13 protein-coding genes are annotated in these 15083 nt (G+C 38.5%); 3 read left to right on the top strand and 10 right to left on the bottom strand.

Going from position 1 to position 15083, the window contains the following annotated elements:
* Positions 1-85 precede the first annotated feature (85 nt).
* Both gnd and ABD682_RS10035 read left to right on the top strand, forming a co-directional pair.
* Entirely contained in the window at positions 86-1966 is a 1881-nt protein-coding gene (gene gnd, locus ABD682_RS10040) for a decarboxylating NADP(+)-dependent phosphogluconate dehydrogenase (RefSeq protein WP_344741167.1), read from the top strand.
* The gene (locus ABD682_RS10035) at positions 1963-3306 is read left to right on the top strand and encodes a GntP family permease (RefSeq protein ID WP_344741166.1); all 1344 of its coding nucleotides are present in this window, start codon (positions 1963-1965) and stop codon (positions 3304-3306) included. Before gnd ends, ABD682_RS10035 begins: the two co-directional genes overlap by 4 nt.
* Here ABD682_RS10035 and rimO read toward each other — a convergent pair.
* Positions 3303-4613: a 30S ribosomal protein S12 methylthiotransferase RimO gene (gene rimO / locus ABD682_RS10030; RefSeq protein WP_344741164.1), complete on the bottom strand. Its 1311-nt coding sequence runs from the start codon at positions 4611-4613 to the stop codon at positions 3303-3305. The genes ABD682_RS10035 and rimO overlap by 4 nt on opposite strands.
* Positions 4614-4763: 150 nt before the next feature.
* Between rimO and ABD682_RS10025 the strand changes: the two genes are divergently transcribed.
* Positions 4764-5837: a serine hydrolase domain-containing protein gene (locus ABD682_RS10025; RefSeq protein ID WP_344741163.1), complete on the top strand. Its 1074-nt coding sequence runs from the start codon at positions 4764-4766 to the stop codon at positions 5835-5837.
* Between the two features lie 54 nt (positions 5838-5891).
* Here the strand turns inward: ABD682_RS10025 and ABD682_RS10020 are convergent, their stop codons facing one another.
* From ABD682_RS10020 to ABD682_RS09980, 9 genes are all read right to left on the bottom strand, one after another.
* The gene (locus ABD682_RS10020) at positions 5892-9119 is read right to left on the bottom strand and encodes a S41 family peptidase (protein WP_344741162.1); all 3228 of its coding nucleotides are present in this window, start codon (positions 9117-9119) and stop codon (positions 5892-5894) included.
* A 16-nt stretch (positions 9120-9135) separates the two neighbouring features.
* Positions 9136-10773 (bottom strand): amidase family protein, encoded by a 1638-nt coding sequence (locus ABD682_RS10015; protein ID WP_344741161.1) that lies wholly within the window; start codon positions 10771-10773, stop codon positions 9136-9138.
* Positions 10774-11002: 229 nt separating this feature from the next.
* The gene (gene ftsY / locus ABD682_RS10010; protein ID WP_344741160.1) at positions 11003-11977 is read right to left on the bottom strand and encodes a signal recognition particle-docking protein FtsY; all 975 of its coding nucleotides are present in this window, start codon (positions 11975-11977) and stop codon (positions 11003-11005) included.
* A 194-nt stretch (positions 11978-12171) separates the two neighbouring features.
* Positions 12172-12324: a DUF4295 domain-containing protein gene (locus tag ABD682_RS10005; protein ID WP_344741158.1), complete on the bottom strand. Its 153-nt coding sequence runs from the start codon at positions 12322-12324 to the stop codon at positions 12172-12174.
* Between the two features lie 11 nt (positions 12325-12335).
* Positions 12336-12518 (bottom strand): 50S ribosomal protein L33, encoded by a 183-nt coding sequence (rpmG, locus tag ABD682_RS10000; protein WP_344741157.1) that lies wholly within the window; start codon positions 12516-12518, stop codon positions 12336-12338.
* A gap of 24 nt (positions 12519-12542) precedes the next feature.
* Complete coding sequence (rpmB, locus tag ABD682_RS09995; protein WP_344741156.1) at positions 12543-12779, bottom strand: 50S ribosomal protein L28; 237 nt, start codon at positions 12777-12779, stop codon at positions 12543-12545.
* Between the two features lie 81 nt (positions 12780-12860).
* Entirely contained in the window at positions 12861-14111 is a 1251-nt protein-coding gene (locus ABD682_RS09990; protein ID WP_344741154.1) for a competence/damage-inducible protein A, read from the bottom strand.
* Complete coding sequence (locus tag ABD682_RS09985; protein WP_344741153.1) at positions 14111-14452, bottom strand: Hpt domain-containing protein; 342 nt, start codon at positions 14450-14452, stop codon at positions 14111-14113. Before ABD682_RS09985 ends, ABD682_RS09990 begins: the two co-directional genes overlap by 1 nt.
* Before the next feature lie 2 nt (positions 14453-14454).
* Complete coding sequence (locus tag ABD682_RS09980; protein ID WP_344741152.1) at positions 14455-15066, bottom strand: fumarylacetoacetate hydrolase family protein; 612 nt, start codon at positions 15064-15066, stop codon at positions 14455-14457.
* Positions 15067-15083: the final 17 nt, after the last annotated feature.

Genomic DNA, 15083 nt, shown 5'->3' with positions numbered 1-15083 from the left:
ACTGTGAATCAATAAATTAGAAATCCCGATAGTTTTATCGGGATTTTTTTTATTACATTTAAAGAGGTTTCATAATATTTTTTGAATGATCATCATTATGGGTGTTAGCGGTTGCGGAAAAACGACAGTGGGTAAAACCCTTTCGGAAAAAACCGGTATTCCATTTTTTGATGCAGATGATTTTCATCCTCAGGAGAACATTGAAAAAATGAAACACAACATTCCCCTGAATGATCGCGATCGCGAACCCTGGTTGAAAACCTTAGCAGATCAAATCGCTATCTGGGAAAAAGAAGGCGGAGCCATTTTAGGATGTTCCGCATTAAAAGAATCCTATCGAAAATTATTAAGTTCAAAAGAAAAAAATATCCATTGGGTGTATTTAAACGCCCCTTTTGAGGTGATCCAATCACGTTTAGAGTCCCGCTCGGGTCATTATATGAAATCCGAAATGTTGCAATCTCAATACGATACTTTGGAACCACCTGATTATGGTTTACATCTTTCTTCTGAAGCATCAGTTGAGGCTATTGTAGGTCAGATCACATCAAAATTCTTTAGTATGAATACATCAGAATTTGGAATTATTGGTTTAGGTGTCATGGGTAAAAGCCTGAGTTTGAACATTGCTGAAAAAGGGTTTTCCCTTTCAGTTTTTAATCGTTCCGAAGGTGACGAGGCAGACGTTGTAAATGATTTCATAAAAGATCCGGAAACATTTGATTCCATTTCCGGTTTTACAGATTTAAAAGCGTTTACGCAATCGCTGGAATCTCCCAGAAAAATTCTGATCATGATTAAGTCGGGAGCACCGGTTGATGCTGTTATTGCACAACTTCAACCCCTACTCGATCCGGGAGATATTATTATCGATGGTGGCAACTCTTATTTTAAAGACACGCAAAGCCGTTTTGATTCTTTGGAAAAGGCAGGTATCCATTTTATTGGTTGCGGTATTTCAGGCGGTGAACAAGGCGCCAGAAACGGACCGTCCTTAATGCCCGGTGGCTCTCCTGAAGCCTATAAACAGGTTCAAGTAATTCTCGAGGCTATTGCTGCAAAAGATAAAAACAACGGTCCTTGCTGTACGCATGTTGGCAATAACGGTGCCGGTCATTTTGTAAAAATGATTCATAACGGAATAGAATATGCTGAAATGCAATTACTGGCAGAACTCTATGCATTACTTCGCCTTGGTATGGATAATGAGGCCATCTCTGCTTTATTTTCAGAATGGCAAAAAACGGAACACGAAAGTTTCTTGCTGGATATCACTAAAAGCATACTTTTAAAAAAAGATGGAGCGGGTTATTTATTAGACCATATTTTAGACAAGGCAGGGAATAAAGGGACCGGCAGCTGGTCCAGTGAAACGGCCCTGGATTTAGGACAACCAACAACTATGATGACCTCAGCAGTGTTTTCACGATATATCTCAGCTTTCAAAGAAAAACGAGTGGCTCTTTCTAAGCGCCTGGGACCTCAAAGTGAAGCTTTCCAAAAACCTGATTTAGTAAGCTTGAAAAACGCTTATTACTTTGCACGTTTGGTAAATCATTATCAGGGTTTTGAATTGATCAAAGAAGCGAGTATTTTATACCATTGGAATATTAACCTGTCAGAATTAGCGCGAATTTGGACCGGAGGTTGCATCATTCAATCAGAATTAATGGTGAATCTATCCAAGTGGTTTGAAACCGGTGATGACTTGTTAAAAAATGACGTTGTATTTGAAGCTCTTAAATCTCGGGAATCGGTAATGGTAACATTAATCCAAAATGGTTTGGAAAACCGCGTTCCGGTTGATTGTTTTTACCAGGCTTATCATTACTGGATTTCATTGACTTCGGAAAACTTATCAGCCAATCTCATTCAGGCGCAGCGTGATTATTTCGGAGCCCACACCTACCAACGCAACGACGTTCAAAATTCAAAACATTATCATACCAACTGGCAAGATTCATGATCGACTATACTTTAATTTCAGCCGTAATTATAGGCATTGGCATATTATTATTTTTAGTATTAAAATTTAAAATTCAAGCGTTTATCGCCTTGCTAATTGCAAGTATCACCGTTGGAATTATCGCCGGAATGCCACCGCTAACCATTATTAAAACCATGCAGGAAGGCATGGGGAATACCCTGGGATTTGTCGCTTTAGTTGTGGGCCTTGGAGCCATTTTTGGAGCGATTCTTGAACATTCCGGTGGCGCCGAGGCTTTGGCGAATTATTTATTACGGAAATTTGGAAATAAGCGCGCGTCATGGGCGCTTTTGTTCACAGGTTTTTTGGTGGCCATTCCTGTTTTTTTTGACGTTGCTTTTATTCTTTTAGTCCCATTAATTTATTCCATTCAACGCCAAACCAAACAGTCCTTATTACTTTATGCCATTCCGCTTTTGGCAGGTTTAGCGATAACACACACGTTTATCCCACCAACGCCCGGGCCCATTGCCGTCGCTGATATTTTAAAAGCCGATCTGGGCTGGGTTATTTTATTTGGGTTTATTGTTGGCATTCCCACGGCAATTATCAGTGGCCCTTTATTTGGAAAATACATCGCTAAAAAAATTCATATCAATGCTCCCGAATTACAGGAGGACAGCAAAATTCATGATTCCTATCCCGCTGTTTGGTTAGTCACTACAATAATTGGGATTCCTATTATTTTGATCATTAGTAATACCTTATTGAATAGTCCGCTTTTAAGTTCCTTGCAAATTTCAGAAACGGTAAAACGATGGTTACAAATGATCGGTCATCCGTTCACAGCTTTAATTCTGGCGAATCTAATTGCCTGGTATGTTTTGGGAATTAAGCGAAAAACCAGTAAATCAAAATTACTTGAAATTAGCACAGCCTCATTAGGTCCTGCAGGGGTTATTATCTTACTAACAGGTGCCGGTGGCGTTTTCAAACAAATGCTTATCAATACAAAAACCGGTGAAATGTTGGCTCATTATTTTGCCGATAAAGGTGTGAGTATATTAGTATTCGCCTTTATAGCTGCTGCGTTAGTAAGGATTTTACAGGGTTCGTCTACCGTCGCCATGATCACTTCGGCAGGACTAACGGCCCCGTTACTTGTACCCGAAACCGCACCAATTTATAAAGCCTTATTAGTAATTGCTATAGCCTCAGGAGCATTGATTCTTTCTCATGTAAACGATAGCGGGTTTTGGCTCGTAAGCAAGTATTTAGGTCTTACAGAAAAGCAAACCTTTAAAAGCTGGACGGTCATGACGACCATTATGGCCTTAGTTGGATTTAGCACTGTTTTTGTGCTATCTCAATTTGTTTAGGGTAAGGAAACCACCTCAGCATACAAATCAAAATCCTCTGCATCGGTAATTTTCACAGTAGCGTATTCCCCTGTTTTTAAATAGGTTGTTGAAGCATCGATCAAAACCTCATTATCCACGTCGGGAGAATCAAATTCGGTTCTGCCAATAAAATAATTACCTTCTTTACGATCAATAACAATTCGGTAAGTTTCTCCTATCTTCGCTTGATTAAGCTCCCAGGAAATCTGCGATTGAATTTCCATAATTTGGTTCGCACGGTCAATTTTTACTTCTTCAGGAACATCATCTTCCAAATTAAAAGCATGCGTATTTTCTTCATGGCTATAAGTAAAACAGCCCAAACGTTCAAAACGCATGGCTTTTACCCATTGTTTTAATTCCTGGAAATCGTCTTCCGTTTCACCGGGGTAACCCACAATTAAAGTAGTTCTTATGGCCATTTCAGGAACTTTAGCACGAAAGGCTTGAAGTAACTTTGTAGTTTTTTCTTTGGTTGTTCCGCGACGCATACTTTTTAAAATATGATCTGAAATATGTTGCAGCGGAATGTCTATGTAATTACAGATTTTAGGTTCCCGATTCATCACATCAAGAACATCCATCGGGAAGCCGGTAGGGAACGCATAATGCAAACGGATCCATTCGATTCCGTCCACTTTTACAAGAGCTTCCAGTAATTCTGCCAGGTTCCGTTTTTTGTAAAGATCAAGTCCGTAATACGTGAGATCTTGAGCAATTAAAATAAGTTCTTTAACCCCTTTTACAGCTAAATTTTCAGCTTCCTTTACGATATCCTCGATAGGTGTGCTACGGTGTTTTCCGCGCATTAAAGGAATCGCGCAAAACGAACATGGCCTGTCGCAACCTTCAGCAATTTTTAAATAGGCGTAGTTCTTTGGCGTTGTGGTTAAACGTTCGCCTATGAGTTCGTGTTTATAATCGGCACCAAGTGCTTTTAATAAGCTGGGCAATTCAGTAGTTCCAAAGTAGGCATCCACATTGGGAATTTCTTTTTGCAAATCAGGTTTATAGCGCTCACTCAAACAACCAGTAACAAACACTTTATCAACTTGCCCGGCTTCCTTTTGTTGCATGTACTCCAAAATGGTATTCACACTTTCCTCCTTGGCATTATTTATAAATCCGCAGGTATTAATCACCACGATATTGCCATCTTCTTCATGAGCCACCTCTTTACCATTAGCCTTGAGCTGTCCCATAAGAACCTCACTGTCGTAAACATTTTTACTACAGCCTAGTGTCACTACATTTATTTTATTTTTTTTGAGCGTTTTTGTGCGCATATTCTTTTACAAATCAGGGCGCAAAGATACGGAATCATTTAGGATTTATTATTGAAATAATTTAAAGTTCCGCAATGACAATCAAAGCTTTTTAGTAAAGACATTAAACCTTTTACTATATTTGAGAGTCTTAAATCCAAATCTACCACCATGAAAATCAATAGATTCCTATGCCTTTTGAGTATCATTTTAACCTACGGATGCTCTTCCGAAAACCCTGATAGCTCTAATATTTCTGTAGATTCATTGTACTTTCCTGAAAATAATTCAACCGTTTGGGAGAAAGAATCGCCTTCAAATTTGGGTTGGAATGATGCAGAGTTACAGCCCTTACTTGACTTTCTTCAACAGAAAAACAGCAAAAGTTTTATGATACTTCATAAAGGAAAAATTGTAGTTGAAGCATATTTTAATGGTCATAAGACACAAAGTTTATGGTATTGGGCGAGTGCAGGAAAAACACTTACTTCAACAGTATCGGGAATAGCACAGGATGAAGGCTTCATAAACATAACCAATAAGGTTTCTGATTATTTGGGAAACGGTTGGACCAGTGCACCACTTGATAAAGAAAACCTGATTACTTGTAAAAATCTTCTATCTATGGATTCTGGTTTAGATGACAGCCTGGGAGATAATGTAGCTAAAGAAAATTTACAATATCTAGCAGACGCCGGAACGCGTTGGGCCTATCACAACGTTTATGTGAAAATGCAAGATGTGGTGGCCACCGCAAGCGGGATGGATTGGAGCACTTATTTTAACACTCGGTTGAAAGATAAATTAGGAATGAGCGGTGCCTGGATCCAAAATGGCGATTTCAGTGTGTATTGGAGCGATACCAGGAGTATGGCGCGATTTGGGTTGATGATATTGGCAAAAGGACTTTGGAAGGATACTCGTATCGTTTCTGAGACTTATTTGCAGGAAGCGACAAACACGTCTCAGGATATTAACAAATCATATGGCTATTTATGGTGGCTCAATGGGAAAGCAAGTTATCATTTACCTTCGTTACAAACCGAATTTCAGGGACCACTCATCCCGAATGCTCCAAACGATATGTATGCTGCTTTGGGTAAAAACGATCAGAAAATCTACATTGTACCAAGTAAGGATCTTGTTATTGTTCGGATGGGTGATACCGCGGACGGTGTTAATTTTGCTTTGTCGACATTCGACAATGACCTTTGGGGAAAAATAAATGCTTTTATAGGGCTATAAAAAAACTCCCAAACTAAACGTTCAGGAGTTCTATATTCACAAGAAATAATTAAATTATTCTTTAACCTCTTTCATCAATTCCTTAACAGCGGCTTGAATTTGAGTATCCTTACCACTTAAGAAGTCAATGTAAGGTAGATCCACCCTAATATCCGGTTCAACCTGTAAGTTCTCGGTAGGACGACCTTCTTCTCCGATGGTTGCAACCATTGGAATACCAAACACGATGGTTGGGTCGATTTGACGTTCCCACCAAACTGCAGTTCCCGTACCGGGAACCGGCATACCTACTAATTTACCCAAACCATTTTGTTTATAAATGTAAGGAAAAATGAAGGCGTCGCTGTAATTGGACTCGCTCATAACAACAATACTAGGTTTGTTCCATCTGTTCAAAGACTCACCTCCCTTTAGAACATGTCCTTGCGGTGCCAGTTTCAGGTATAAATTACCCGATAAAAAAGTATTTAAATCATCGTGTAACCATCCACCACCATTAAAACGTGTATCAACTACAAGTGCCTTTTTATCAACATCTTTACCCATTACATCCTCAAAAACATCACGGTAACTACCATCATTCATACCGCGAACATGAACATAACCTAAAGTACCTCCACTTAATGAATCAACCTTATGTTCCATAATGTTCACCCAACGTTTATACATTAAACCGGATGCTGCACCGGTAGAGATCGGTAATACTTTTTGATCGAAGGTTGTATTGCCTCGTTTAATGGTTAACAAAGTATTTTTATCTGTAATGTTATTTAGAAATTTATTCCAGTTTACTCCGGCGGGAATATCCTGATCATTGATTTTAATAATCACATCTCCTGACATCACTTTACTATCGGCATTATCCAAAGGTCCGCCGGAAATCACTTCACTAACTTTGATTCCGTTTCCGGTGTAAGTCTCATCAAATAACAACCCTAAAGAAGCCGTCACATCTCCATTTTCAGCTCTATGATAGTAACGACCACCCGTATGAGAAGCATTTAATTCGCCGAGCAATTCACTTAATAATTCCTGGAAATCATAATTATTGGTAATGTAAGGCAAGAACTTGGCATATTCATCATGATACATTTTCCAATCAATTCCGTGGATCGTAGGATCGTAAAATTTCTTTTTAACCTGACGCCATGCGTGATCAAAAATATAACTACGTTCACCGGCTGTATCCAATAACATATCCCCATCAATGTCGATATTTGATATTTTCCCTGAATCGGTGTCTACTTTTACTAAACGCCCTCTGTTACTTAAGAACAGGTATTTATCATCATCACTAATTTGAATGCCACTTGGGGAACCACTTAGTTTAGCAAGAATTTTGGTTTCTTTTGTTCGTGGTTCAGTCACCCAAACGTCATAACCTTTTTCAAATTGAGCTAAATAGAAAACTTTGCTGGCATCTTTGGTTAAAGCATAACCACTCATACTTGAACTATTAATGGTAAGCTTAACTTTTCTGTAATCCAGATTTTTAAGATTGATAGTAATCGGTTTCACCTCTTTTTTCTCCGATTTTTTCTTATCGTCCTTGGCATCCGAATCCTCTTTTTTATCAGCCTTCTCTCTTTCTTTGAAGAGTTCATATTCCTCTTTACTCAACGTATACGTATCATAGGCCATTTGATCAAAGAAAACGGCAAACAAGTCACTTTCTTCCGGTCCTTGAATTGCAAACGATTTCTTCCCATCGCGTGAGCTTCGGTATACCATCATCTCTCCATCGAGTGCCCAGGTAGCCTGGCTTTCTCCGAAACCACTATTCACAGGATGAATAAAGTCGCCTGTTCCATCAGCTTTTAATAAGGCCGTATTTTCTTTAAAACCATGACCTTTTTGATCATCAACAAACAACCATTTGCTATCAGGACTCCATTGGTAATCCCAATCGCCATCACTGTAAGAGAATGTGCGTCCATAAGGTAGAACGGTAACTTCATTATTCGTTTTTAAATCTCTTACGATTAAGATATTTCGATCTTTTATATAGGCTAATTTATTGCCATCAGGAGCATATTTAGCTTGAAATTCTTCAGCATCTGTTGCTACCAAAGGTTCTGTTTTCAAGGCTGTACTCGCATAAAAATATTTTTCCTCAGGTCGAACCAATGTAGTTTTATATATATTCCAGCTTCCTTCACGCTCCCCTGAAAAGATCAAAGTTTTTCCGTCAGGCGACCAACTTACCATGCGTTCTTGTTCGGGTGTGTTGGTGATGCGTTTGGTTCTGGAATCATCAGTACCCGTAACGAAAACCTCTCCACGATTTACAAAGGCAATTTCTTTACCGTTTGGACTTACTTTAAACTCACTAACGTTCTTTATGTCAACATTTTTTACCGCTTCAAAAGCCGAATCATCGCGAACATTTATTGAAAGTTTAGTAGGCTCCTCACCTTCTACCAAAGTATAAATATCTCCTTTCCAGGTAAAAGACATTTTGTTGTTCTTCGCAATACTGAGATGGCGAACAGGAAAATCTTTAAAATGCGTTAAAGCATTTTCACCATTGGCACCAATAGTTTTTTTATACAGATTCATCGTACCATCTTCTTCATTTAAATAAAAAATATCGGAATCGTTATTACTAAAAACCGGCGCTCTGTTCTCTCCTTTAAAATTTGAAATTTGGGTGTAGGTGTTGTCCTTTAAATTATAAATCCAAACATCGCGAGTTACAGAAGAGGTGTGATGTTTACGTAATGCATCCTCATAGCCTTTACGATCTTGAAAAACTATTTTAGTCCCGTCACTATTATATTTGGCATGTTCAGCTCCGGCAGCGGTTACAAGTACCGGTCTACCTCCATTTACAGGAACTGTATAAAGATTTAAGAATAATCTGGGTGATGGAAATCGCACACTTTTTGCAGGCGCGTCTCTTCCACTTCCAAATAGCACCTGTTTATTATCCACTGTAAAATCATCCGGATAATCATCAGCACTATTAAATGTTAACCGTGTTGGCATTCCGCCTTCGGCAGGAATCGTAAACACATCAAAATTTCCATAACGATCACTGGAATAAGCAATCATTTTACCATCGTGACTCCAAACGGGATAGCCGTCGTAAGCATCACCAGTGGTGATCGCAACAGCATTACCACCGTTGGCATTAACTGTGTATAAATTTCCGTGGTAACTAAATACGATTTTAGAACCATCGGGTGAAATACTCGGATAACGCAACCAATGCGCCTCATTTTGAGCAAATGTAATTAGGGAATAAATGCAAACCACAAGGGTTAGAACATATTTTTTCATAATATTTAGCTATTAGTTATTTATAATTTTTTGGTGATATTCTATTTTTGGATGCTTGTTCGTAAGCGTATGCCCAATCGAGTAACTGTTTTTCAGAACGAGGTTTACTAATAAAGGTTAAACCTTCCGGAGCCCCTGTATCATTATATCCCATGGGGACTGTAATCGCCGGATATTCTGCTACCGCTGCAAAGCCGGCATGATAATTATTAATACTTAAAATACCATCAAGATTGTTGGCTTTCATAGGAACATCGAAAAAGAGCCTTCCGTTAATTTTCAAGGAATCTTTTATGGTTTGAAATTCCTCCGGTGTCGCATGATCTGCAACTGCACCTAAGAATAAAGCCTGACCGTAAGGAATGGTATTAAGTGAATCCTTTTTATTGAAATCGATCACATCCTGCATATCTGAAACCGTAAGATCCTTACCCCCGAATTTAGAAAAATAAGCCGGCAGATCTTTTTGCATATCCAAATTGAGTAACCTTAAAAAATTAGGTAATTTAATGTCAGCTCCTTCAATCTCTACTACAGCTGCGCCCTGTGCTTTTAAATCGGTAACTGCTGCAACATACAAACTATCTTCCATAAGACTTTTAAGAGCTCCAAAACGCTTCCCTTTAAGGGCATCCATGGAGAGCCCTTTATAAAAAGGAGTTTCGTTATCCGGCCTCATAGATTTTGAGTCCTGAGGATCATAACCAAGCATCGCGTCAAGCATAATCGCATCATCCGTAACATTTCTGGCCATTGGCCCCGGAGTATCCAGGGTTGACGAAATGGGAACAATTCCTGATCTACTCAGCAAACCTATTGTGGGCTTTAACCCGACAACTGAATTTTGACTGGACGGTGATAAAATGGAACCGGCCGTTTCGCTTCCAACTGCTGCCGCACAAAAATTAGCCGCCACAGCAACGCCGCTACCTGAACTGGAACCACCGGTATCAATAACCCGTCGTCCGTAAGGATTAAGCGTCTGTCCGCCAACGGCACTGTAGCCGTTAGAAGAATTGGCACTCAAAAAATTCGCCCATTCACTTAAGTTGGTTTTTCCTAAAATAACAGCACCGTGCTTTTTAAGTTGTTTCGTAATGAAAGCATCACCGGTCATATTGTTAATCAAGGCCACAGCACCCGCCGTAGTTGGCATACCGGTTGCATTAATATTATCTTTTAAAAGCACCGGCATCCCAAAAATAGGATGCTTTAATTTTCTGTTCAAAAGCTCTCGATCCTTTTGTTTCGCATCTGCAATAGCATCAGGATTTATAGAGATCACAGAATTAAGTGACAAATCATTCTCCCGGTCGAATTTTCGAATGCGATATAAATAAAACTTTGTGAGTTTTTCATAGGATAATTTGCCGGTGTTGATACTCTTTTGAAGTGCTGGAATATCCTGGTCGATTATGAGCGGTTTTAGTACTTCATAATCCGATTCGGAAAAATCTGCAAGATCATCGTTGATTGGCGCCCAAAAAATATCGTTATTAATGTATTTTGAATCGAGAACTTTAAATTCTCTTAAATCTTTGGTGGCTACCGTAGTAGTATCTGAAGCGGATTGCTCCAAATTTGTAGACTTGTCAGCATCTTTTTTACAAGACAGAAAAGACACAATAACAAGCGCATAGAGAAGGTATTTCATAGCTAGTGTTTTGTCTAAAATTACTAAAAAAACACCTTTAAAATGAAATCAAAAATGCAAGCCTATTGACAATCTAAAACGAAATAATCGTAAACAACTGTTTATTAATAAATTATATTGAATTTATAATAAAATTTGTAAGTGTTAAAAAGATGTTAAACTTAATAGCTGTATGCCTTCAACCTAACAATACTCTATTGTAGTTTAAAATTTGAGTATTTCAACCTTATTATTTGAAGAAAGAGTCCACGAACTCATATTTGTTAAAAACCTGGAGATGTTCAATGCCTTCGCCTACCCCAATGTATTTTACCGGTATTTTAAATTGATCTGAAATCCCGATGACCACCCCTCCTTTTGCCGTACCATCTAATTTTGTAACACAAAGTGAAGTGACCTCTGTGGCCGCCGTAAATTGCTTGGCTTGCTCGAAAGCGTTCTGGCCGGTAGAGCCATCTAATACCAATAAAACATCATGTGGTGCGTTGGGAATGACCTTTTGCATCACGCGTTTTACTTTGGTAAGCTCGTTCATGAGGTTCACTTTATTATGAAGACGACCCGCGGTATCAATGATTATAACATCGACCTCTTGTTTTACCCCAGACTGTAAAGCATCAAAGGCTACGGAAGCGGGATCAGATCCCATATTTTGGCGTACCATTGGCACATCAACACGGTCAGCCCAAACCTGAAGCTGGTCTATAGCTGCAGCACGAAAGGTATCCGCGGCGCCTAAGACCACTTTTAAACCTTTCTTTTTAAATTGATAGGCTAATTTGCCTATTGTAGTAGTTTTACCTACGCCATTAACACCAACCACCATCAAAACGTAGGGTGTTTTTTGACCATTGTCTTGTATGGGCAAATCAGGAATTGAAAACTCGGTTTCTTCCCCGGAATTCGTTTCACTGAGTAAGGCGGCAATTTCTTCCCGCAGGATGAGATTTAATTCTTCAGTTCCGAGATATTTATCTTTGGCTACGCGTTCTTCGATGCGTTCGATGATCTTTAAGGTAGTATTAACGCCAACATCACTGGTTACGAGAACTTCTTCGAGGTTATCTAATACCTCATCGTCTACTTTTGATTTCCCGGCAACGGCCTTGCCGAGTTTCCCAAAAAAGCTCGTTTTGGTTTTCTCAAGCCCTTTATCGAGGGTTTCTTTTTTTTCTGAGGAAAATATTTTTTTAATGAAGCTCATCGTGTTGTTGTTAGGTTGTTCGCGTTAGGGATAGTAGCGGAAAGCCCACAGCGCCAAAGCGCGAGGACTTGCAGCGGATAGCCCGACCCGCAGGGTAACGCCCAAAAAATTAAATCATTTAACTGACCAAATATAAAATAAAAAAAGCTGCTTTCCGAGAAGAAAACAGCTTATAATATATGCTTATTTGTAACTTACTTTTTAGCTAAAAAGTCGTTTACTTGTTCTGGAGCCATGATCGATTCAACAAACATGTAAGCGCCGGTTTTAGGCGACTTCACCATTTTTATTGCTTTCGTTAATCGTTTTGATCCTGTTTGTAATGTTGCTACTGATTTCTTTGCCATGATCTCTAGTTTTACTTGATTTCTTTATGAACAGTCATGCGATTAAGAATAGGATTGAATTTTTTGATCTCCATTCTTTCCGGTGTGTTCTTTTTATTTTTAGTAGTGATATAGCGTGAAGTTCCTGGTTTTCCGGATTCTTTATGCTCTGTGCACTCTAAAATTACTTGTATTCTGTTGCCTTTCTTTGCCATCTCTATCTTATTTATTTACAGCGATTATTTTAAAAACCCTTTAGATTTTGCTTCTTTAATTGCTGCAGAAATACCTATTTTGTTAATTGTTTTTAAAGCAGATGTTGACACTTTTAAAGTTATCCACTTATCCTCTTCAGGGATATAAAAACGTTTCTTAACCAAATTGGCGTTGAATTTACGTTTTGTTCTGTTTAACGCATGAGATACGTTGTTTCCAACCATAGCTCTCTTTCCTGTAAGTTCACAAACTCTTGACATTGTTTTATAACTTTAATTGGTGTTACCTAAAATCGAGGTGCAAATATACAAATTCTTTATATTATGACAACCTAAATTTTATCAATTTTTAAAAATTTCTTTGAGCAACATTTCAAGGGCCTTATTCACCGCTTTATTGATGACTTTTATACGGTGATTTCCAAAATTGAATTGTTCAGAATAAACCGCATCTTTTGTAGCAATAGCAATAAATACGGTTCCTATTTCGGCCTCAGAATCCCCTTTGGTAGGTCCTGCATTTCCTGTAGTTGCCAAGGCATAATCTGACTTGAATAAATGACGTGCATTGGACGCCATGGCTTCAGCAACTTGTGAGCTGACCACGGAATAGGTGTCGATGATGTCTTTTGGTACCGCCAGAACGTCTGTTTTTGATGCTGTTGCATATGTTACCACGCCACCATTAAAAAAATTGGATGCTCCTGAATGTGCCGTAAACCGTTCGGCAACAGCACCACCGGTACAACTCTCTGCAATAGCTAATGTTTTTCCGAGTTTTACCAATTGTTTAGCGATAACGATCTCTACAGAACCTTCCTCCTCTTCAAAGCCGGCAAACTCATCTTTTATTAATGGTAAAAGGGAATCTATTTGCTCTTGCACTTCTAATTGTACCTTTTTTACATCAAAACCTTTGGTTGATAGGCGCAAGCGCATTTTACCTAAACTTGGTAAATAGGCTAATTTAATGTGTTTTGGTAAGGCATCTTCCCAGGCTTCAATCTTTTCAGCTAAAGCGCTTTCTCCCAGACCGTACACCAAAAGGGTTTTATGAAGTATATACGGACAGTTGTATTTAGCTTTAACCTTGGGAATTACCTGATGTTCCATAAGGGCTTTCATCTCATAAGGCACACCGGGTAACGATACAAAAACCTTATCGCCTTTCTCAAACCACATACCGGGAGCTGTACCTAATTTATTCATAAGCACCTTCGCTTTTGTTGGTACTAATGCCTGATCCTTATTAACCTGGAGTAATTTTCCTTTAACGTGATTTTTCCAAAGATTTTCAATATTTTTCAAAACTTCAGGATCCCGCTCCAGGGTATCATCAAAAAATTGGGCTATGGTCTTTTTTGTAATATCATCCTTGGTTGGCCCTAAACCACCTGTTAGAATTACAATATCTACACGGCTTTCGGCATCGTGTAATGCTTGAAGAATGTGGTCTTTATCGTCTTGAATTGAGGTAATTTGAAACACCGAAACCCCAATTTTATTGAGTTGTTTGGCCATAAACGCTGAATTGGTGTCGACAACCTGACCAATTAAGAGTTCATCGCCTATGGTAATTATTTCAGCAAGCATTAGAGATTAAAGTCTTCCTTGATTTCTGCTAGAGCATTATCAACTGCGGTGGCCACTATATTGAGTTTCTCAGTAATATCCATATCGGTTTTGGTGAATTTACCCCAATCCTGCACCTCTATAAGATCATCAAGAATACCTAATTCAAAAAGATCTACTGTAGGTTTCATTTTATGTGCTGCTTGATAGGCTTCTTTGTAATTTTTCTCGGCCACAGCCGTTTTTAAACGTTCAATATCTTCTGAAACCTCCTCCAAAAAAGTTTCGGCTAGAGATTGAATAAAATTTTCATCGTTATCGGCTAGTTCCTTTACCCGATCTAGTTTATAGTGGTTTTCCATAATTATTTAATTTTTATTGAAAACACTTCTCTGTCTTCAATATATCCTTTTAAAGTATCGTTGGCCTCTACTTTGGAAACACCGGCAGGTGTTCCTGTAAAGATAATATCTCCTATCTTCAAAGTAAAATATTTCGAAACATATTCTATAATTTCATCAATTTTCCAAAGCATATGGCTCGTATTTCCTTTTTGCACAATATTATTGTTCTTTTTTAAAAAAAACGTAATATCGTTCACATCCTTAAAGCTTGATTTAGGCAACCATTCACCTATAACTGCTGCGCCATCAAAGGCTTTAGCCTTTTCCCAGGGTAAACCTTTTGCTTTTAATTCACTCTGTAGATCTCTAGCTGTAAAATCGATTCCAAGCCCAATTTCATCATAATATTTATGAGCGAACTGTTTATCGATATGTTTTCCGAGGCGATTAATTTTTACCAAAATTTCAACCTCATGATGCACATCATTCGAGAAATCAGGTATAAAAAAAGGCTGCTTTTTAAGTAAAATAGCCGTATCCGGTTTCATAAAAACAACCGGATCTGTAGGTTTTTCATTTTCCAACTCGGCAATGTGCTCCGTGTAGTTCCTGCCTATACAAATTAGTTTCACTTTATGATGTTTTTAAG

It is taken from the genome of Gaetbulibacter aestuarii, assembly GCF_039537665.1.
GTDB lineage: Bacteria > Bacteroidota > Bacteroidia > Flavobacteriales > Flavobacteriaceae > Gaetbulibacter_A > Gaetbulibacter_A aestuarii.
This window is presented reverse-complemented; position numbering and strand designations above follow the sequence as displayed.